This is a genomic window from Parendozoicomonas sp. 2304DJ65-17 (assembly GCF_058148445.1).
In genome coordinates this window covers 639,142-659,496 of the sequence record NZ_JBYVJV010000002.1, presented here as the reverse complement: position 1 = coordinate 659,496, position 20,355 = coordinate 639,142, and the positions used below count along the sequence as shown (strand labels likewise).

23 protein-coding genes are annotated in these 20,355 nt (G+C 47.8%); 12 read left to right on the top strand and 11 right to left on the bottom strand.

Annotated features, from left to right (window positions below; translation table 11 throughout):
• Positions 1 to 3 precede the first annotated feature (3 nt).
• Both lptG and lptF read right to left on the bottom strand, forming a co-directional pair.
• Complete coding sequence (lptG, locus tag ACY2RR_RS07965) at positions 4 to 1,062, bottom strand: LPS export ABC transporter permease LptG (protein ID WP_490107611.1); 1,059 nt, start codon at positions 1,060 to 1,062, stop codon at positions 4 to 6.
• Entirely contained in the window at positions 1,059 to 2,186 is a 1,128-nt protein-coding gene (gene lptF, locus ACY2RR_RS07960; RefSeq protein ID WP_490107610.1) for an LPS export ABC transporter permease LptF, read from the bottom strand. The genes lptG and lptF overlap by 4 nt, the downstream gene beginning before the upstream one ends.
• 320 nt (positions 2,187 to 2,506) lie before the next feature.
• On the opposite strand from lptF, the gene ACY2RR_RS07955 reads away from it, so the two are divergent.
• From ACY2RR_RS07955 to ACY2RR_RS07930, 6 genes are all read left to right on the top strand, one after another.
• On the top strand, positions 2,507 to 3,994 hold the full coding sequence (locus ACY2RR_RS07955; protein WP_490107609.1) for a leucyl aminopeptidase: 1,488 nt from the start codon (positions 2,507 to 2,509) through the stop codon (positions 3,992 to 3,994).
• Positions 3,995 to 4,189: 195 nt separating this feature from the next.
• A complete protein-coding gene (locus ACY2RR_RS07950; protein WP_490107608.1) occupies positions 4,190 to 5,341 on the top strand; it encodes a hypothetical protein in 1,152 nt (383 codons plus the stop codon).
• Positions 5,342 to 5,403: 62 nt separating this feature from the next.
• A complete protein-coding gene (locus ACY2RR_RS07945) occupies positions 5,404 to 6,096 on the top strand; it encodes an aspartate/glutamate racemase family protein (protein WP_490107607.1) in 693 nt (230 codons plus the stop codon).
• Between the two features lie 97 nt (positions 6,097 to 6,193).
• Positions 6,194 to 6,427 (top strand): DUF2789 family protein, encoded by a 234-nt coding sequence (locus ACY2RR_RS07940; RefSeq protein WP_490107606.1) that lies wholly within the window; start codon positions 6,194 to 6,196, stop codon positions 6,425 to 6,427.
• 87 nt (positions 6,428 to 6,514) lie between these two features.
• Complete coding sequence (locus ACY2RR_RS07935) at positions 6,515 to 6,976, top strand: DNA polymerase III subunit chi (RefSeq protein ID WP_490107605.1); 462 nt, start codon at positions 6,515 to 6,517, stop codon at positions 6,974 to 6,976.
• Positions 6,973 to 7,299: a hypothetical protein gene (locus ACY2RR_RS07930; RefSeq protein WP_490107604.1), complete on the top strand. Its 327-nt coding sequence runs from the start codon at positions 6,973 to 6,975 to the stop codon at positions 7,297 to 7,299. Before ACY2RR_RS07935 ends, ACY2RR_RS07930 begins: the two co-directional genes overlap by 4 nt.
• Positions 7,300 to 7,311: 12 nt before the next feature.
• Here the strand turns inward: ACY2RR_RS07930 and ACY2RR_RS07925 are convergent, their stop codons facing one another.
• Positions 7,312 to 7,506, bottom strand: coding sequence for a CPXCG motif-containing cysteine-rich protein (locus ACY2RR_RS07925; RefSeq protein ID WP_490107603.1), 195 nt, complete (start codon positions 7,504 to 7,506; stop codon positions 7,312 to 7,314).
• A gap of 117 nt (positions 7,507 to 7,623) precedes the next feature.
• Here ACY2RR_RS07925 and ACY2RR_RS07920 point away from each other — a divergent pair, with 117 nt between their 5' ends.
• Positions 7,624 to 8,538 carry a cation diffusion facilitator family transporter gene (locus tag ACY2RR_RS07920; RefSeq protein ID WP_490107602.1) on the top strand — a complete coding sequence of 305 codons (915 nt, stop codon included), beginning with the start codon at positions 7,624 to 7,626 and terminating at the stop codon, positions 8,536 to 8,538.
• 75 nt (positions 8,539 to 8,613) lie between these two features.
• Entirely contained in the window at positions 8,614 to 9,267 is a 654-nt protein-coding gene (locus tag ACY2RR_RS07915) for a hypothetical protein (protein WP_490107601.1), read from the top strand.
• On the opposite strand, the gene ACY2RR_RS07910 is transcribed toward ACY2RR_RS07915, so the two are convergent.
• From ACY2RR_RS07910 to ACY2RR_RS07880, 7 genes are all read right to left on the bottom strand, one after another.
• Entirely contained in the window at positions 9,242 to 10,351 is a 1,110-nt protein-coding gene (locus ACY2RR_RS07910; protein ID WP_490107600.1) for a 4Fe-4S dicluster domain-containing protein, read from the bottom strand. The two genes, ACY2RR_RS07915 and ACY2RR_RS07910, sit on opposite strands and share 26 nt — an antisense overlap.
• A 99-nt stretch (positions 10,352 to 10,450) precedes the next feature.
• Positions 10,451 to 11,332, bottom strand: coding sequence for a DMT family transporter (locus ACY2RR_RS07905; RefSeq protein WP_490107599.1), 882 nt, complete (start codon positions 11,330 to 11,332; stop codon positions 10,451 to 10,453).
• Between the two features lie 87 nt (positions 11,333 to 11,419).
• Entirely contained in the window at positions 11,420 to 11,833 is a 414-nt protein-coding gene (locus tag ACY2RR_RS07900) for a nuclear transport factor 2 family protein (RefSeq protein WP_490107598.1), read from the bottom strand.
• A gap of 3 nt (positions 11,834 to 11,836) precedes the next feature.
• Positions 11,837 to 12,283 (bottom strand): PaaI family thioesterase, encoded by a 447-nt coding sequence (locus ACY2RR_RS07895; protein ID WP_490107597.1) that lies wholly within the window; start codon positions 12,281 to 12,283, stop codon positions 11,837 to 11,839.
• A gap of 12 nt (positions 12,284 to 12,295) precedes the next feature.
• The gene (locus ACY2RR_RS07890) at positions 12,296 to 13,141 is read right to left on the bottom strand and encodes a helix-turn-helix domain-containing protein (protein WP_490107596.1); all 846 of its coding nucleotides are present in this window, start codon (positions 13,139 to 13,141) and stop codon (positions 12,296 to 12,298) included.
• Between the two features lie 8 nt (positions 13,142 to 13,149).
• Positions 13,150 to 14,073, bottom strand: a complete 924-nt coding sequence (locus ACY2RR_RS07885) for a LysR family transcriptional regulator (RefSeq protein ID WP_490107595.1) — start codon at positions 14,071 to 14,073, stop codon at positions 13,150 to 13,152.
• Positions 14,074 to 14,076: 3 nt separating this feature from the next.
• Positions 14,077 to 14,880, bottom strand: coding sequence for an enoyl-CoA hydratase-related protein (locus ACY2RR_RS07880; RefSeq protein WP_490107594.1), 804 nt, complete (start codon positions 14,878 to 14,880; stop codon positions 14,077 to 14,079).
• 143 nt (positions 14,881 to 15,023) lie between these two features.
• Between ACY2RR_RS07880 and ACY2RR_RS07875 the strand changes: the two genes are divergently transcribed.
• The 4 genes from ACY2RR_RS07875 (at position 15,024) to ACY2RR_RS07860 (ending at position 19,792) form a co-directional block, all read left to right on the top strand.
• Positions 15,024 to 15,572, top strand: a complete 549-nt coding sequence (locus ACY2RR_RS07875; protein WP_490107593.1) for a prepilin-type N-terminal cleavage/methylation domain-containing protein — start codon at positions 15,024 to 15,026, stop codon at positions 15,570 to 15,572.
• A gap of 93 nt (positions 15,573 to 15,665) precedes the next feature.
• Positions 15,666 to 16,205, top strand: coding sequence for a prepilin-type N-terminal cleavage/methylation domain-containing protein (locus ACY2RR_RS07870; protein WP_490107592.1), 540 nt, complete (start codon positions 15,666 to 15,668; stop codon positions 16,203 to 16,205).
• Positions 16,206 to 16,222: 17 nt separating this feature from the next.
• Positions 16,223 to 16,771, top strand: a complete 549-nt coding sequence (locus ACY2RR_RS07865; RefSeq protein ID WP_490107591.1) for a pilin — start codon at positions 16,223 to 16,225, stop codon at positions 16,769 to 16,771.
• A gap of 114 nt (positions 16,772 to 16,885) precedes the next feature.
• The gene (locus tag ACY2RR_RS07860; RefSeq protein ID WP_490107590.1) at positions 16,886 to 19,792 is read left to right on the top strand and encodes a valine--tRNA ligase; all 2,907 of its coding nucleotides are present in this window, start codon (positions 16,886 to 16,888) and stop codon (positions 19,790 to 19,792) included.
• Between the two features lie 61 nt (positions 19,793 to 19,853).
• Here ACY2RR_RS07860 and ACY2RR_RS07855 read toward each other — a convergent pair whose 3' ends face one another.
• Positions 19,854 to 20,354, bottom strand: coding sequence for an SRPBCC family protein (locus ACY2RR_RS07855; protein WP_490107589.1), 501 nt, complete (start codon positions 20,352 to 20,354; stop codon positions 19,854 to 19,856).
• Position 20,355 lies beyond the last annotated feature (1 nt).

The following is a 20,355-nucleotide window of genomic DNA, read 5'->3' as shown; positions in this document are numbered from 1 at the left end:
TGGTTAACCAGCCCTTCTCAACAACATTATCCCAATACCAAAACAAACTAGTATTGGCACCAGTACAGCAATTAATGGTGAGAAACCAAACACCAGACTCGCTGGCCCCATCAGGTTTTGCAAAATCATGAAGGTGACACCGGTAATCACACCGGTAAACAGTCGCAAGCCCATAGAAACCGTTCTTAACGGGCCAAACACAAACGACATACCAATCAGCACCAGCGCGAAAATTGCCGCTGGCTGCAACATCTTCTTGTACATCGCCAGTTTGTATTCGCCGGTTTCCAGCTCCTGTTCCTGCAGGTAATTCACGTAAGTGATCAAACCAGAGATAGAAAGATCATCCGGTTTCACCACAACCACTTTCAACAGTGTGGTAGTCAAACCTGTTTCCCAGATTTCCGTACCCGCAACACGGGAGATTACTGAGTCTTCACCATAAGTGCTGGCTTCAACCCCTTCCAATAGCCAATGACTGCCTTGGCTTAATGCACGATCCGCATAAATGCTTTCCTGCAAGCGACGCTCATCATCAAATTTGAAGATATTAATGCCGTAAAGAACACCATTAGGCTCAACGGCATTGAAGTACATGTACTCGTTGCCTTCCCGGTGCCACAGGCCTTCATCGGTATATTGTCCGTCTGCAGAACGGGCAATTTTTCGCTCTGTCTGCGCCATCTGCTCAGTCACAGGGGAAACATATTCACTGAGTACCAGCCCCATCAACATCAATACAATGGCGGGTTTCATGACCGACCAACCGATACGCATCAGGGAAACACCAGCCGCACGCATAACCACCAGCTCACTGTGATTTGCCAGAGAGCCCAGTCCTGCCAAACAACCAATCAGGGCCGCGACAGGAATCACATCATAAACACGTTGGGGCGTTGTCAGCAGCATGAAGCGAATAACTTCTGGCACCTGATAGTTGGCGCGCATGGCATCCAGCTGGGTCATAAACCCAAACAGCGTATCCAGAAAAACGATGATGATCATAACCACCAGCATTGCGGTCAGAACTGTCAGGCCGATATGACGATCTAACTTTCTCATCCCTGTGCCCCCTCAAGGTTCTTGGCAGAACCGGAAGCCTTCATTTTCATCAGAACCTGCGGACCAAAAAACATAACAACAGCCAGGGTTCCAAAGAACGTGTGAATTCCCCAAAGCCCTATCTGTGGCGGCAGGTTGCCATCTTCAATGGCACCTCTGCCGGAAATTAACAGCGCCAGATAAAAGAGATACAACAAAACGCCCGGAAGCAGTTTTAAGAAGCGCCCTTGCCGTGGATTCACCCGGGCAAGCGGAAGTGCCATAAGAATAATGATCGGTATCAGTAGCGGAAGAGAAATACGCCACTGAAGTTCAGCCTGCAGTCGGAGCTCACTGCGACCAATAATTTCTGATGTAGGAATCGTATTTTCCTTGGTAACCGGACGAGCTTCCTTATCCTGCATCTGGATGCCATAGGTATCATACTGAGTCAGCCGCCCTTCTGGCTGACCAGCGGCAACATCATACCGGTAGCCATCATTGAGCAGCAGATAACGCTTGTTACTTTCTTCATCAAAATAGATGCGACCACCATCAGCCAAAAGAACTGTCAGCTGACCTTTTGAACCTTCCCCTTTGCTCTGTCCCTGCTGGGCAATAAAAACATTCTGCATGCGGGATTTATCAGAATTCAGTTCTTCCGCATAGGTCACTCGCCCACCACCGGCCATAGACTGAAAACGACCAGGGGTAAGGGTATCAAACTCGGTCATGGCATCCTGCTGATTGAGAATGCGTTCTACATTTCCTGCGCCCCAGGGACTGAGCACGAAGCTGGTGAAACCAACAATCAACATAATCAGCAGTCCGGGAACCAGGGTATAACCCAACAGCCGATTACGGCTCATGCCACAGGCTTCGAGAACAACCATTTCACTGTCTACATACATGCGGCCATAAGCCAGCAAAATGGAGAGGAAAAGGCCAAGGGGAAGAATAATTTCTAAAAAGCCCGGTAACCGGTAACCCATAATGGCAAACAGGAATTCAGGCTTTAGTTCACCGGTGGCTGCCTGCTGGAGATATTTGATAAAGCGACCACTGACAATAATCAGCAGCAACACGCCACTGATAGCCAGCCACCCCTGAACCAATTCTCTGGATAAATATCGAAGAACGATCAAAACTGAAAATCCCGTCTACACCTGTGCCCAGCCATCAATACGTACAAAAACACTGACAGAAAGGCTGAAAATCCGTACAAACCTGTCGTAAACTCGGAGAGTATACAGCTGCCGCCGCAAAGCTTCGAAACCCTTACAAGGGTTTTCCGAAGACCCCAGCGACAAAAGCATGCCAAACAACTGTGGTTATGTGCTGAAAGCAACGGCAATAACCATAATGCAGGCTGGTCATAAACTGCCTGCATATTGCTATAAAGCCGGGAATTATCTACCAAACTTATAGATAACGCACCGGTTTTTGCCTCTGAACAGGAGAGAAAATGGAAATTACAGTTAAGAGTGGTGGTGCCGCCAAGCAACAGACCCAGTGTCTTGTGCTTTTCACGGGGGCCAGCGGCGAGTTTCCTGCTTTCAGTAGTGTTGATAAGGAAGCCGGTGGTTTACTCAGCTCTCTGGTTGAACGTGGTGATCTGAAGCAGGCTGCCGGGCAGGTTTTGATGGTACCAACCGTTACCGGCATTAAAGCTGAGCGTGTACTTCTGGTTGCCACTGGCAAAGATCAGCCTAAAGCCGCCGCAGCGGAAAAAATCTGTATCGCTGTTGCCCGAGCCCTCAACGGCGCACGGGTTAAAGATGCCGTTATCACATTTGATGATCTGCCGCTGGCAGACAGAGATAGCAGCTGGCTACTGAGGCTGCTGGCTCGCAACATTGTCAGCGCCGGCTACAAATTCGACGAGTACAAGAGCAAGAAAGACGACAAGAACGCTGTTGTTCTTGGAAAAATCGCTCTTCTGCAATCTGGCCGCAAAGCTCTTGAAAACCACAAACAAGCCGCCGCTGAAGGTTGCGCCATCGCCAACGGTATGGCTCTGGCCCGCGATCTGGGCAACCGCCCCGGCAACGTCTGCACGCCTCTGCACCTCACCGGAGAAGCCAAGAAGCTGGCTCGCGGTGTCGCAAAACTTTCCGTGAAAGCTTTGGGCGAAAAGGAGATGGAAAAACTGGGCATGCACTCTTTCCTCTCTGTAGCCAAAGGTTCTGTGGAAGAAGGCCAGCTGATCCAGATGGATTACAAAGGTGGCAAGAAAGGTGACCAGCCCATTGTTCTGCTGGGCAAAGGTATTACCTTCGACACCGGCGGCATCAGCCTCAAGCCTGGCGCTGCTATGGATGAAATGAAATACGACATGTGTGGTGCAGCCTCTGTATTCGGTGCCATGAAAGCCATTGTCGAACTGCAGCTGCCTATTAATGTTATTGGTTTGATTGCTGCCGCAGAAAATATGCCTGCCGGTCATGCCAGCAAGCCCGGTGACATTGTCACCTCCATGTCTGGCCAGACTATCGAGATCCTTAACACCGATGCAGAAGGCCGTTTGGTTCTGTGTGACGCCCTCACCTATGCCGAGCGTTTCAAGCCTAAAGCCGTGGTTGATATCGCAACCTTGACCGGTGCCTGCATTATGGCGCTGGGTCATACCATCAGCGGTTTGATGAGTAATAATGATGATCTGGCTGAAGCCCTGTCTGTAGCCGGTAATGTGAGTGGCGACAAAGCCTGGCGTTTACCTCTGGATGACAGCTACCAGAAGCAGCTGGACAGTAACTTTGCCGATATGGCCAATATTGGTGGCCGCCCTGCAGGAACAATTACTGCTGGGTGTTTCCTGTCCCGCTATGCCAAAGAGTTTCCATGGGCTCACCTGGATATAGCCGGTACTGCATGGAAGAGCGGCGGCGAAAAAGGCGCAACTGGTCGCCCGGTTCCTCTGCTGGTTCAGTATATTCTGGATCAAGTAAGCTAAAGCAGCAAACACTCCGGCAGTGAGTTCTCTGCCGGAGTGTTAACAATCAAATCTTTGAAAACTTCCCCGATTCCCCTTCACGCCGTGTAATCAAATGTGAATAAATGTCAGTGAACTGACCTGATGAAATATTAGGGTCTATCTTTCGTGGCCTCTCATTTTTAGAAAAGCATTTCTGAGTGCCCGAGGCTCTTTATGTTATCTGTAAACCTTTCTCTTTCGCTGCAGAAGACTGTAGCAATTCTTCTCTTTATCTGTTTTGCAGGCACCCTTCATGCCTGGCCTAACGATGACCCTTGGCCACTTCCTGATGGGCACATAAAAGGGCGGGTTGAATATTACATAGACCTCTATTCGAATAGTTTTCAAAATGAGCCCCTGCGAGAAAAAGCCATGAAGGACTTCGCTGAAGGGGAAAAGTACCATAACGATTATGACATTCTAAAAACCTGGCTGACAGAAACGGAGTTCTACACTGTTCAGGCCAAACTGGATACTGACGAGAAAAAAAAGCAGTTCCAGAAAAACCAAACAACAATCAGAGTGCTGGTTGAACAGCTGACTCCAGGTTTCAGTGTCCCTGAACACATAACAACTCAGAACATCATGAAAATGGTCTTTGCCAGACTCGACAGTGAACGGGCCTGGTTTGATACCAAAACCTTTTTCGCATTCAGCGTTACAGCCGGGATGCTAACCCTTGCCTCATCCTACTACGCCTATGTTCATACCGTTCCCTTGCTACTCCCAACAAGTCTGGTCACAGGGTTAACCTTTACCATTCCTATGGGCATTGGAGGCATCCTCTACTATCAGGAGTCACAAAAAAAAGACGAGGAGCGAGAGAATCACTCACACAAAGTTATTGAAGCATTGTCGCTAAAACAAAAGCTGCTACAGAACATCTCACGAAACCTTGGCAATGGCATGCAGGCTCTTTATGAAAACATCGCATTAACTCATGGTGGCCAGCTGCTTGATAAGCAAGTAACCACCTTGAGTGAACTGATAGATAACCAGACAGAGCTGGATGAAAACCGAAAATGGCTGGGAAAGACTTACTCTTTCAAAAAAAACTTCCAATCTATAACGTCTGGATCTGATCTTTTAGCAACCATAACTCTCCAGGATGGTGAGTCAGTATTAATAAACACAACAAAATTCTGGTTGCTGGAAGCTGATGGGTATATCTATTTGCGCAGCCAGATTAATCAACAAACCCCTGGTCACGATATAGCTTTTCCAGACAGAGAAAGCCTTATTGGTTTTTTATTAGAATTGATCGATATGTCTGATTCAGAAAACTACGAACTCTACTTACTGGGAGAGCTATTCAATTCACCGTAAGATGTCAGAACATCTTCACGTTTGGCTTTAGAAAATAAAGCCACTGTTAACCCAAGGGTGCTATGAAAACAATTGGCCTGCTCGGCGGGATGAGCTGGGAATCTACCGTTAGTTACTATCAAGCAATCAACCAGGGCGTAAAAAACCAGCTTGGCGGTTTACATTCGGCCAAAGTCACACTTCACAGCGTCAATTTCGATGAAATCGAGAAAATGCAGCACTCTGGAGACTGGGACGGTACCGCCAGAATTCTTCGGGATGCCGCCCAAAAGGTAGAGCAAGGCGGTGCTGACTTTCTACTGATCTGTACCAACACCATGCACAAGGTGGCAGGTCAGGTACAGGAAGCCATCAATATTCCACTGGTACATATTGCTGATGCTACTGCGGAAACACTGAAGGCCAATGATGTTACTAAGGTCGGCTTGCTGGGCACCCGCTTCACAATGGAACAAGAGTTTTACAAAGACCGGCTAACAGAACAGTTTGGAATAAATGTGGTTGTTCCCAGCGAAGAAGATCGCACCATTGTGCACAATGTTATTTATAACGAACTGTGCCTGGGAAAAATCCAACAGGAGTCTCAGGCTCAGTACCTGAGAATTATCGAGCAGCTGCACGCAGAAGGTGCTCAGGCCGTTATTCTTGGCTGTACCGAAATTGCATTGCTGGTTAACCAGACTCTGACGGACATTCCTCTGTACGACACCACCGCCATCCATGCCCAGAGAGCGGTTGAACTCGCTTTATCATGATAGTCCTGATAGAAATTCTGCTGACTAAAAAGTCGGCAAAATTTTTCATAAAGACCATACTTAAGGGCTTTCCCTCCACCGAAAGGAGGACGTTGTTGTGAACGCCCACTCCCATACTCTTAATGAACTTTTCCTGCAGCTTGGCCTGCCCAGTGAAGATCAGGATATTCAGACCTTTGTGCAAACCCATAAGCTAACGGGGCAAACAACGCCTCTGCACAAAGCCAGTTTCTGGAGTACATCCCAGTCGGGCTTTATTAAGGAGAGCTGGCAGGATGACTCGGAGTGGTGTCACACCATTGATAGCCTGGACACCTGGCTCAGAACCTGAAGATCAACAAAAGCCGGGATAGTGCTTGATAACATTGCCTTCTCCTGAATATGCTAGAAGCCATTAATCATCTGAACACAGGGTTTTATGTCTCCTCAGGTCAGCTTCTACATCCTTCAGGAAGATACTCTCGAAGCCCGCGTCTGGTTTGCCTGCCGACTGGCAGAAAAAGCCTGGCGCAATGGTGTACCCACACATATCCACATGACTACTGCGCAGGACGTTGTTGCTCTCGACTCCATGCTCTGGTCGTATCGGGAAGATAGTTTTCTTCCCCATACCAATCTCAATTCCCATAAAAACGCTGCAGACAAAGAAGACATTCAGGAACCTGTCACCCTGGGATCGAATCAGGAACAACTGCCTGGCCGAAGTGGGCTGCTAATCAACCTCGGAGAAACGATCCCCACAACAATCGACAACTTTGAGAGAGTGGCCGAAGTTGTTGTTCAGGAACAGAGCATCCTCGAACTGGCACGCAACCGGTTTCGCCAGTACAAAGAGCGAGGGTTGGCTCCCAAACACCAGAAGGTCGGAAGAACATCATGACCGAACAGGCCGATCAGGCAGAGCTGTTACTTGACGAGCTGGAAGACCTGCGCCAGCTTTTAGACAAACCTTTTACCCATGATATCCCCATGCTGGAAGGCGAGCTGGATATGGAAGAAGAGATCCCAATCCTGGACGACAGGGTACAACCTCTGGACTCTCAGGAGGAACCTGTTGTACATCTTTCCGAATCAGATCTCGACGCCCCCTTGAGCAATGATCAGATCAACAGCATTGTCGACGAGCTGGTTGCAGAACACCTGCCCGTTATTGAACAAAAGCTGCGTGAGCGCCTGTTGGAAGCGCTGAGCTTTAAACTCTGATCATGCTCAAGGTCAGGCGTCGTTTTCATGACGAGCCTGAACATTGAGGTTGCCGCCCTCATCTTCATAAAGAGAAATATGTATCGGCCGGCAACAGACCTGACAATCCTCAATGTAAGGGGTATCAACTTCTTCACTGTCCATCAGTATGTCGATAGGTTCGCCACAGTAAGGACAGGTGATTCTCGTTTGCTGCATTTCGTTCATTCTTCTACAACCTGTAAGCATGAGTGCTAATCGAAGTATTACTCCATCTCTTTATAATTTCCTTATGGGAGTCTGCTCCTAACCCTTCGCCATCCACAAAAACTAGACCTGTAAAGTATGACAAAGCATTCAGACACTGTTTCCGATATTTCACGGGTAACATGGGTTGGCCTGTGGGTAAACGCAGCCCTTTCCATCCTGAAGATTATTGCTGGCACACTGGGTAACAGCCGGGCCGTTGTTGCCGATGGTCTACACAGTTTGTCCGACCTTGTCAGTGATATAGCCGTACTTGTCGGCGTCCGACTCTGGTCCGCGCCTGCCGATGACAACCACCCATACGGCCACCAGCGATTTGAAACTGTAGTTACACTTTTGATCGGGGTAATGATGATTGCTACCGGTGTTGGCATCGGCTGGGATGCTTTCAACGCTTGGCACAGTGGGCAAGCTCGACAGGCCAGCATGCTGGCTTTGGTTGCCGCTCTTAGCTCCATTATTGTTAAGGAAATGTTATTTCGCTGGACTCTGTATAGAGGCAAACAAATCCAGTCTTCCGCGTTGATAGCTAACGCCTGGCATCATCGCAGTGATGCCTTCAGCTCCATGCCTGCGGCATTGGCGGTTGTCGGCTCTATGTTTCTGCCGGGAATGGTTTGGATTGATCTGGCAGGTGCGGTTCTTATCTCGCTGTTTATTCTCTACTCAGCCTTCAATATCTGCGCACCAGCATTAGGTTCACTGGTAGACAAGGGCGCTTCAAAAGATATTACCGAGCAGCTTTACAAGCTGGCCTCTGGTGTTGAAGGAGTCAGAGGGATTCACCGCCTGAGAACCCGTCATCACGGCGGACTGTTTGTTGATATGCATCTCTATGTAGACTGCCACCTCACAGTTTATCAAGGCCATGAAATTGCCGATGCTGTTGAGGCGCTCCTCAAACAAGAAGGCCCTAATATTGCTGAAGTTCTAATCCATATCGACCCCTGGGTTGAAGAGTCCCAGTCATGTTCTCTTTGTCAGGAGTGTTAACCATACCGTTAGTGATCTAAAGGGGCTTGCCTCACTAGATTTGTCTGATGAGTTTTCATCAAAGGATCTGGAACTATGCACGCATCACAGGCAGCCGCAGCTGGCGGAAATCGTAATACACAAATAACTGCACCGGAATCTGATAAAAGCCTTTGGGGTACGCTTAATTATTTATTAGTTGCCCCAATCAAAAATGCTCCCGAAAAGGCCATGTCTATCTACAGGCAACCTTGTTCCAATTTTTCTTCGTGCGAGAGAGTCAATACCCCTATTGCCAACAGAAAAACCCAGGGCGTTATCTCTGCAGGTGTTGGAGCCGCCTGTTCATGCTTTTTCTGGTGGGGCAACGAATTCATGAATTCTTCTGGTGTTGCACCGGAAAATCTGGTGATTTGCGGTTTAGCTCTGTTTGGAGCCACCTTTAGCGGTATTTGTATTGGTTGTCAGTTAGGTAGACCCATCGACCAGTTGCTTGCTCACAGAAGAACATTAAACGGTGAGCCTCAACCAGAAGGTGCTTTAAACACACGTTTCTGGGAAATGATATCCACTGGCGTCAGTGTTTTAGCCATAGCCGGACTGACTCTGGCCAGCACTCCTTCCGTAACCAGCAGCTATTTAGGTTTTACTCTGATCAATGCAATAGCTACCGGTACGCTAGGCTATCTGTCCGCTCATATGCAAAGTCGTTCGCAACAGCTGACTAAGACACCAGATCAACAAGATTAATCTGCCGTCCCGTCTGATACACAGTTGCATCAACGGCCTGAATATCGCTGGGAAACTCTGTCTTAAACAAACGCTTCTGTTGTTTTCGATAGACTTTCTCAACGATTTTTTCCTGGCTCCAGGGACACTCTTTCAGACAAATGCCACAGCCGTAGTTGTCGGTCATATATGGCATGCACTTATCAAAATCTACATAGAACTTCTCTGTACCCCGCACCATTTTCTTACCATCGGAAATCGCCAGGGGCGGGCAGGCTTTTGTGCAGATCTGGCAGCGCATGCAGAAATCATCAATGCCAAAATCCCGGGGGGCATCAGTATCTAAAGGCAGCGTCGTATATACACAGGCTATACGGAAGTTGCCTCCCAGCTTGGGATTAATTAAAGAACCATGTTTACCCAGTTCGCCAAGGCCTGCTTCGATAGCGGCTGGTGTTAAGGTAAATTCACCCGCCTCAGGCCCACCATGGCCGTAAGCCCTGTAGCCTTTATCCAGAATCCAGTGGGCCATTTGTACGGCGATATCTGAACCGTGATTGTATTGGTTGGCGATCTCACGGGAGAATTCCCAGGCCGGTGCGGCTTCAAAACATTCTTTGTCGTGCTGCACCGTCATAAGAATCAGATAGAGCTCATTGTTGTCCATTGCCTTCTGAGCCCAGGGCTCCAGCTGATAACCTTCAAAAATCCATTCCGGGCGCAGGGTTGTGATACCCACATTATCTGCACCAAGAGCAATGGCATGGTCTTTCACTGTTTTGGTAACATGCTTCCCCAAATCCAGAACCTGCGGATTGGGCTCTGTTTTGCGGAGCGCCTTCTTACGCTTCTTCAAACGCACAAACTCCAGCCCCATGCGGGTATGCTGAACAGCAATGCGAGGCCGGAAGCGGGACTGAAACAATAGCTGGATAAACTTATAGCGAATATATTTCAGGCGGTGCCAAAGAATAGGAGTAGGCTGGCGAAATTCACTTTCTCCCAAACCATTGATGGTATTCCCAGAGATTGCCGGTTTTAACCAGCGGTAGATTTTTGGAATCTGATAACCATTATCGGTTAACTCGCCTTTCCAGAACCCCATTCTACACTCTCACTTATTGTTATTATTTTGAGGTACAGATTAATCGGGAGCTTATCGAGAGACGAATACCCTCTGGCTATAGCATTTATAACGCTTGGGTTATCTCCAGGTTCTTGCAAGATTTACTAATGAAAAACCCGTAACCAAGGCAGTCCCCACAATGACCAGTAATGTACCGATGACGGTATGCCAGCCAACTATTTCATCTAGTATGAAATGCCCCCATAAAATACCAAAAACTGGTATTAAGAAAGTCACTGTCAGGGCAGAGGGGGCACCAATGTCAGCAATAAGCCTGAAGTACAACAAATAAGCGACACCGGTACACAAAACCCCAAGCAACACCACTGCCGCTATGATCTCAACATCTGGCAGATTATGGGTTGGGGAAAAAGGAATTAAAGGAATAACCAGCAAAGTCGCAGCCCACATACTGCCATGAGCATTATCGAAAGGAGATACGTTTGTTACTGAGCGGGCATAAATGCTGGCAACACCATAGCTCAGTGCTGCTCCCAGAGCAGCCATAATTGCCAGAGGTGCTCCTTGCTGAAGCGAAACCTGATCCAAGCCAACCAGCATTATAACTCCGGCAGTGCCACATATCAGCCCAATAGATGACTTTATAGACAACGTGTTTTGTTTAAGCAGCACACTGATCAGTACTCCCCATATTGGAGCAGTGGCATTCAGGATGGATAACATAGACGCTGTCAAAACCTGAGCTGACCAGGCAAATAACAAAAAGGGCAAGGCTGTATTCAATAAACCAATTATCAGAAAATGTTTCCAGTGATTGATTAAATTTGTATTTTTCTTCAACCAGAGTGAGACAAAAAACAGAAATACTGCTGCCAGTCCCACTCTAGCCTCAATCATCACTGCCGGACTCAAGGCTGTTGCACATATTCGCATAAACAGGAAAGAGCCGCCCCAAATGGCAGCCAGCGATAACAGTCTCAAGACACTTGATGGATTCATTCCGGCAAAGCATTTTTACGATGAATAGATCGCCACTATGCCTGAGCTGCACTATGAATCCACCCGATTTTCTCTAAATCTTTTAGATCAAGCCTTCTTGCCAGCTTCGCGATGCTCTGCGATTGCAGCTATCAGACGACTTCTGTCGAAGAACACTTCATTTCTGAAAATAAGGCCATCCCGTATGTGAACAAGGCAAACACCATCAATTATTAAAGGCGTGCCTCCAACAGGAATCACTGCCTGCCAGTGATTCACAAAGCCATTCTCCATTGGCACAGCACGGGTATGAGTCCAAATCCATTCCGGATTATGGGCTAATAAAACCCGAAAATAATCACGCAGGGCAGGTTTACCGGTAACTCCTTTGGGGATGCCCGGATCAGAGTAAAATACATCGTCAGTGTAAAACTCCAGCAGTGCTTCCGGGTTATTACCACTCCAGGCTGGTAGCCATTTTTCGGCAAATTCACGGGCCTGCTCTTTTGTGTAAAAAGCCATGATTTAATCCTTAATATTATTGCGGCCAGTAACAGCCATAAGAGCGGCGCTCATAGTTGCAATTAATATCTCTTGCCCGTTATCAACTGCATAAGCCTTGGCTTCGCTAAAGCTCAGGGTACGGCCAGATTTCACAGTTTCAGCACAAAAAAGAAATAGGGAACCTTTGGCAGGTGCGAGGAGATTTGTTTTAAATTCAACAGTTAACACCGCAGCATCTTCCGGCATTAATGAAAACGCTGCATAACCACAGGCACTGTCCAGAGCTGTAGTAATAATCCCCGCATGAATAAAGCCATGCTGCTGGGTATACAATTCAGAGAACGGCATGTGCAGCTCAATGCTTCCGGAGTCCAGAGAGTGAATCTGGATTCCCAAAGTCCGCATGGCCTGCTGCCGCTGAAAACTACCTGTTACTCTCTGCCTTACACTTTCACTGATTTCTGCCATAGCTTCATAGTTTCAGTCCATCACTATGGCGAAGCGTAAGTTTTTATCCTCAGGGCAGTCTTGAATAAATCGGACAGGTGTTGTTTTCCAGACATCACGGAACTGGCCGGGGCTTGCTCCGGAGTATTTTTTAAAGCTGCGGGTAAGGTGGGCCTGGTCGGAGAAATTATTATCAACACTGCATTCAGCCAGTGTTTTTTCAGAAAACGCTGTATCTGCTAACAGCTCTTCCTGCTGACGAATCTGAATCCATTGCTTTGGTGTTAAACCCGTCAATTGAGAGACTTTTCGCTGCAATGTTCTGGGGGAAAGTTGAACCATTTCGGCCCACTCCTGAACATTTTTTACAGTACCTGCACTCTCAAGTAATTCCTTATCTTCCTGACTAAACCCAGATTGCCATTGATTCCATAGACCCGGGATCAAACCTGATATCAATTTGTTAACATCGTTGGAAGTAAAAGAAGCAGACTCCAACGGCTTAACAGAGTCACAAATCATGTTTAAATCAGTTTTAGAAAAGTGCTGTTCAGTGTTTTGAAACTGGCGATGAAAACGAAAACCAAATACCCAACCATAAACGATCTGCTCTCTTGAGGTTGCCTGAACATTGGGGCCACTGTATTGCACAAAAGTTCTATCGCTTTCAGGGCAGTCGGGAATAGTTATCCGCAAACAGGATCGGCTATCGGCAAACCTGGTTTTCCCTACCTGAGTTAAACACCCATGATCTCTCAGGCAAAAGATACTTTCGATCAGCGACGAATATTGCTCTTCAACAGAAAATTCAAGATAAAAGTTTTGCCCGGCAGACAGCAATATACTGTCATCAACCGTTACCACATGCTGCTCTTTCATTCTTACCGCTAAACCTGCATCTGCAGATTAATATTTTTATTCCAATAGAGTTCGAATGTGCGCTGTACTACAGAGCGAATATATTTGTGCAGCGGGTCTTTATCCTTAACCGCACCCCAATACAGGCAATAATCGATTTCTGCGATTTCAAAAGGGTAATCAGAGGCTGCCAGTCTTGGATTCAACAAACTGCAAAGTTCTTCCGGTGCAACAAGCAAGTAATCCGTTTTCTCCAGCAACATTAACGCTGCAGCAATATCTGGAGTATTCACCACAACCTGCCTGCGCTTACCACGGGAAGCCAGAGCGCGATCAACAAAGTCATCACCCACACCGCCATTTTCTACTGAGATGTGCGGATAGTTCAGCCAGTTCTGTTCATTAAGGATTTCAGCTAGAGGATGATTTATCCGGTGTATGACTCTGTAATTATCCGCTCCGATTTCCTGGTGACGAACATGGTTTGGACATTCGGGCAGATAACCAAATGCCAGGTCTACCTCACCATTCTGCAGTTTCTGAGCAAGGTCTTCTGACCAGTAGCTATAACGAAAAGCAACCTGTGGCGTGATGGTCAAAATGCTGGATGGCAAATTCGCCATAGCGAATTTGCTGATAAAGTCCGGCGCAACAAAATGAAAATGCCCTATCGCCGTTCCCGGCTCAAGAGGTGTTACTTCATCAACAATCAAATCTATCTGCTCGAACAGAGGTCGCAGGCGATAAATTAATTGCTCGGTGAACGCCGTGGGCACCAGTTCATCCTTCTGGCGAACAAAAAGCCGGTCGTTCCACTTCTCCCGTAAACGAGCCAGAGTACGGCTCATGGAGGGTTGAGTAACTCCCGCTGCACGAGCAGCAGCAGTCACACTGCGTTCTTTATAAAGAAGGAACAGTGTTCGCAGCGCATTCAAATCATGACCGGCATTCATCCATTAACCCTTCCCCATCGCCACCAGCATTTTATTGACCGCTTCAAGATGCTCTGGTTCGTTATGACACATGCCCTGAAAGCAGGCGCAAACATCCAGAAACTCTTTCATCTCCATCTTCTGAGCCATCTTTAGTAGACGTTTGGTCAGACGAGTGGCTTTCGGTGGCTGAGAGGCCATAGAACCCGCAAGTTTAAGGGCTTTCGGCAGTAGTTGATCGTGTTCAACAACATCCATAACTATGCCCAGTTCTTTAGCTTCCTGAGCAGTTACAAGACGACCGGTCATGGTCAGTTCAAACGCCCGTTGATAGCCGATCAATCGTTGCAAAAGCCAGGCTCCGCCATCACCGGGAATTATTCCCAGATTCAAAAAGGTCTCGCCCATTTTGGCTTTTTCAGAAGCAATGCGAATATCGCACATATTGCATAAATCAAATCCGGCGCCAACGGCCGCGCCATTAATTACGGCAATAACAGGAATCTCAATATCCTGCATTGCTAAAGGCATACGCTGAATACCCCGGCGATAGCGCTCTTCACATTCCGCAACATCACCAGCAAAGTCGCTCTTTCGCTCAGCCATATCATGGATATTACCGCCTGCACAGAAAGCCGAACCGGCTCCGGTAATCACCAGAACAGAAACATCTTCGGCAGTATTCACCCATTCGGCCACAGCAATAATATCGTCCACCAGACTGGAGCCAGTAAGAGCGTTGCGAATGTCATGCCGGTTCAGGGTCAACAGAGCAACCCGGCTTTCAACGGTGAGAAGAGCATCAGTTAACTTGGGGAAGGTATTCATTATTCTGGCTTTCGCTTCTTATCCAAGTCACAAACCATACCAAACCTTGGCAGAAGTTCACGGTTTTCAGCGGCTTTAGATTTCAAAAAACAGTGCTTTACTGAATTAAGTGAAATTGATAAATGCCAGGAACGGCGTTTGTAATGATTATTCAAAACCAGAACAAACAAGGCTTTACGCTGATCGAACTGATGATTGCAGTGGCAATTATCGGAATTATTGCCGCCATCGCGATTCCCGCTTACCAGACTTACCGCTTGCGCTCGATTCTTGCCGGTGAAGTTCTACCTCTATTGAAGAAAGCTGCCAATGATATAACCGAATACTATTCCTCTATGGGAACCATATCTGGTTACTGCGATTCACAAGAAGCTGATATGAATGTTACCACTCCTTATGTCAGTGAATTGGGATGTGGCCCTAAAAGCGACAATGGTCAACCTGTAAGAATTGTGGCGAAATTGAATTTAAGCGCCATGACTGATGATATTCCTTCCGGTGGACGTCTGGTTCTATTCCCCACTCTTGGAGATGGTGCTTTAAACTGGCACTGCGGATACCACTCCGGTGCTTCGTACAAAGTACCAGAAGAGTTCCTTCCAACCCCATGCCGTGATAGTTATACCAATGGCAGCTGGAGACTTTACGTTGATGGCGTAGAAGTCACCAGCGACGGTCTTTTTGCCAATTAGACCACTCCCCCTCGGCTACTCCCTTTCTTTAGATTTCAGGAAATAGTGCTTTACTGAATAGGTGGCCTAAAAAGTGTCAGGGATAGCACACTGATGATTATCAAAAACCATAAAAAACAAGGCTTTACTCTTATCGAACTTATGATCGTAGTTGCAATTATTGGCATCATTGCAGCTATTGCTATCCCTGCGTATCAAAGCTATCGGCTGCGGGCGATTATCGGAGGGGAAATCGTCCCGCTAATGAAAAAAGCCGCCAATGATATGACCGAATATTATGCAACCAATGCTTCGATTGTTGGTTATTGCAGCACTTTCGCAAGTGATATTGATGTCACCACAGAGTACATAACCACCCTGCGCTGCCGGGATGATAACGGCAGACCTGTACGATTTATTGCTGAGCTTGATTTAAGCAAGATGACAGACAATATACCTTCCAGCGGTCGTCTGATGTTCTTTGCCACGGTGACCGACGGCTCTCTCACCTGGTATTGCGGTTACCACACACAGGCTTCTCATAAGGTTCCTGAAGAGTTCCTTCCAACGGCCTGCCGCAATAATTACTACTCAGATAATGCAATTAATGTGAATGGAACAGATAGGACTGCAGACGCTTTATTTGGCAGTTAAGGACTCGGGTAAAGACCATGGAACAATACAAAAAAAACAGAAAGCAGGGATTCACTCTTATAGAGTTGATGATTGTTGTGGCAATTATTGGAATCATAGTAGCTATGGCTCTACCGGCTTATCAAGCCTACAGAGCCCGATCTGTTATAGCTGGTGAAGTTCTACCAGTTTTAAAGAAAGCTGGTAATGATTTAACAGAATACTATGTTTCAAATGGAACAATTAATAGCTACTGCAGCACCTATGAAACAGATATTGATATAGAAACACAGTACATTGCCAGTCTTGAATGCAATCCTGACTCAGGGACCCATGCAGTGCGCTTTGTTGCCCATCTGAAATCGGACAGCATGCCTGGCTCTTTTCCAGATGATCCCCGGATACTGTTTTTTCCAACCATGAGCGATGGCTCAATCAATTGGCATTGTGCTTATCACTCAGACTCCTTATTCCGGATACCTGAACAGTTCTTGCCAACAACTTGCAGAGAGAACTACACAGTTGGCTGGGATCTCCATGTTAACGGCGTAAATGTCTCCAGCAACGGTATCTCAGCATCAGAATAGTTATTCATTATTCCAAAGATTCCCTTCCAAACCGGCATTCAGCTATTCGTACTCAGCCCAGAGGCAGGTATACTTGCTCGTTTAGATTTCCCGCCTCCAGACTGAAGCTGCATTATGGAAAAGACTTACAATCCGAGTGCTATTGAGAGCACCTGGTACAAAACCTGGGAAGAGAACGGCTATTTCGCGCCGTCCGGCTCAGGCACCCCCTACAGCATCATGATTCCGCCGCCCAACGTCACCGGCAGCCTGCATATGGGTCACGCATTCCAGGACTCCATTATGGATGCCCTGACCCGCTACAAGCGTATGAAAGGCAACAACACCCTGTGGCAGGTGGGTACCGACCACGCAGGTATCGCCACGCAAATGGTTGTTGAGCGCAAGATCATGGCCGAAGAAGGCAAGACTCGCCACGACTATGGCCGGGATGCTTTCACCGACAAGATCTGGGAATGGAAAGCTGAGTCCGGTGGCACTATCACCAGCCAGCTGCGCCGTCTGGGAGCTTCCGTAGACTGGGACACCGAACGTTTCACCATGGATGATGGCTTCTACAAAGCCGTTCAGGAAGTGTTTGTTCGCCTGTACGAAGATGATCTGATCTACCGTGGTAAGCGCCTGGTTAACTGGGATCCAAAGCTGCACACTGCCATCTCTGATCTGGAAGTAGAGAACAAAGAAAAGCAGGGTAATATGTGGCACCTGCGCTATCCGCTGGCGGATGGCGAAAAGACTGGTGAAGGCAAAGACTACATTGTTGTTGCTACAACCCGCCCGGAAACCATGCTCGGCGATACCGGCGTAGCTGTTAATCCGGAAGATCCACGTTACAAAGCGCTGATTGGCAAAAAGATCATTCTGCCATTGGTTAACCGCCGTATTCCTATTGTTGGCGACGAACACGCTGATATGGAAAAAGGCACCGGCTGTGTGAAAATCACTCCAGCTCACGACTTCAACGATAACGAAGTTGGTAAGCGTTGCGGCCTGCCGATGGTCAACATCATGACCCTGAACGGCGACATCCGCGATCAAGCCGAAGCCTTCAACATGGACGGTTCTGTAAATAACGATGTTGATACCAACATCCCAGAGCAGTTCCGTGGCATGGAGCGTTTCGACGCTCGTAAAGCGATTGTTGCCGCGTTCGAAGAAGCCGGCCTGCTGGAAAAGATTGATGACCACACTCTGATGGTGCCTTACGGTGACCGTTCCGGTGTTGTTATCGAACCTCTGCTGACTGACCAGTGGTTTGTTAAAACCGCGCCTCTAGCTGAGCCTGCCATCAAAGCTGTAGAGAACGGCGACATCCAGTTTGTGCCTAAGCAGTACGAGAACATGTACTTCTCCTGGATGCGCGATATCCAGGACTGGTGTATTTCCCGTCAGCTGTGGTGGGGCCACCGCATCCCAGCCTGGTACGACAACGAAGGTAATGTTTACGTTGCCCGCAACGAAGCAGAAGCCCGTGAAAAGCATGGTCTGGGTGCTGATGTTGAACTGCGTCAGGACGATGATGTTCTGGATACCTGGTTCTCCTCCGGCCTGTGGACCTTTGGTACTCAGGGCTGGCCAGAAAACACTGACCGCCTGAACACGTTCCACCCATCTGATGTGCTGGTGACCGGTTTCGACATCATCTTCTTCTGGGTTGCCCGGATGATTATGATGACCATGCACTTTATGAAGGACGACGAAGGCAAGCCTCAGGTTCCGTTCAAGCATGTTTACGTGACTGGTCTGATCCGTGACGAAAATGGCGACAAGATGTCCAAGTCCAAGGGTAACGTTCTTGACCCGCTGGATATGATCGACGGTATCGATCTGGAAGATCTGGTTACCAAACGTACTGGCAACATGATGCAGCCTCAATTGGCTCAGAAGATTGAGAAACGTACCCGCAAAGCCTTCGCTGAAGGTATTGCGCCTCACGGTACCGATGCTCTGCGTTACACCCTGTATTCACTGGCCTCTACAGGTCGTGATATCAACTGGGATATGAAGCGTCTGGAAGGCTACCGGAACTTCTGCAACAAGATCTGGAACGCAGCTAACTACGTTCTGATGAATGCTGAAGGTCACGACTGCGGTCAGAACGGTGGTGACGTACAGGGAAGTACTAATGCCGCGGGAGACAGGATGTCGGGAGCGGCGGAAGTTGAGCTGACTCTGGCTGACAAGTGGATTATTTCCAAGCTGCAGCGTGTTGAAGCGCAGGTTGCCAAGAACATTGACGACTTCCGTCTCGATCATGCCTCCCAGAACCTGTATGACTTTATCTGGAACGAATACTGCGCCTGGTATCTGGAACTTTCCAAGCCTGTTTTGTGGGATGACAATGCTCCGGAAGCCCGCAAGCGTGGCACACGCCAGACTCTGGTTCGTGTTCTGGAAGCCATCATGCGTATTGCCCATCCGTTTATGCCTTATATCACTGAGGAAATCTGGCAGCAGATCAAACCTCTGGCTGGCGTTGAAGGCGAAACCATTATGACGGCTGCTTATCCTGTTGCGGATGAAAGCAAGATTGATGTGCAGGCTGAAGACGATATCGAATGGCTGAAAGGCTTTATCTCCGGAATCCGTAATATTCGTGCCGAAATGAACATCGGCCCGAGCAAACCTCTGGATGTGATTCTGCGCAACACGTCTGAAGAAGACCTGCGTCGTCTGGAAGACAACAGCACCTTCCTGACTTCTCTGGCCAAGCTGGAAAATCTGACCGCACTGAAAGAAGGCGAAGAAGCTCCTATGTCTGCCACCCAACTGGTTGGCGAGATGGAAGTGCTGGTACCGATGGCTGGCCTGATTGATAAGGACAAGGAAATTGCCCGACTCAATCGTGAAGTTGAGAAACTGAACAAAGAAGTTGCCCGCTTTGAAGGCAAACTCTCTAACGAGAAGTTTGTTGGCAAGGCGCCAGCTGCGGTTATCGAAAAAGAGAAAGCCAAGCTGGAAGACGCACGTGTTGCTCTTGGCAAGATGGAAGAACAACTGGCAGCCATTAAAGCACTGTAAGTTTGTTCTTTTGAAACTGCTTTCTTAAACCCCAAAAGGCGCTGTTTTTACAGCGCCTTTATTATTCTGATTCTTCAATTGCAGGCTGCTTATTCTTCGCTGCCAGAACACTGCGCTGTTCCATAATGCGAACAATATTCTCCACAGCGATGTCTGACATTTCACGATTTCTCTTTTCCAGCAAAGGCGCGCCAATACGAAACAAGCCCTTCACCTGATAATCCAGGTTGCGGGTATAGCGCACACCCTTTTCACAGGGTTCAAACTGGTAATGGAAATTGATCACTGCACCTACGGTATATGCTCTCACCTTCCATGACGAAAAAGGTTCTACCTCAAGCACTTCATAGTGAAGGTGTTTGGTGAGCATAATTGGCAGGCTTTTAAACAAACGTATTTTGTAAATCTCAGAATACTTGTCGCCCACTTTAAGAGGTGTACTTTGTTCTGTCGCAGAAACAGAATTGGGATGCCATTCATGCCAGAGCCATGGCTGAGTCAGATACTCAAACAGTTCCTGTGGAGTACAGGCAATTTCAACTGTGTGCTTGATAATAGCCATG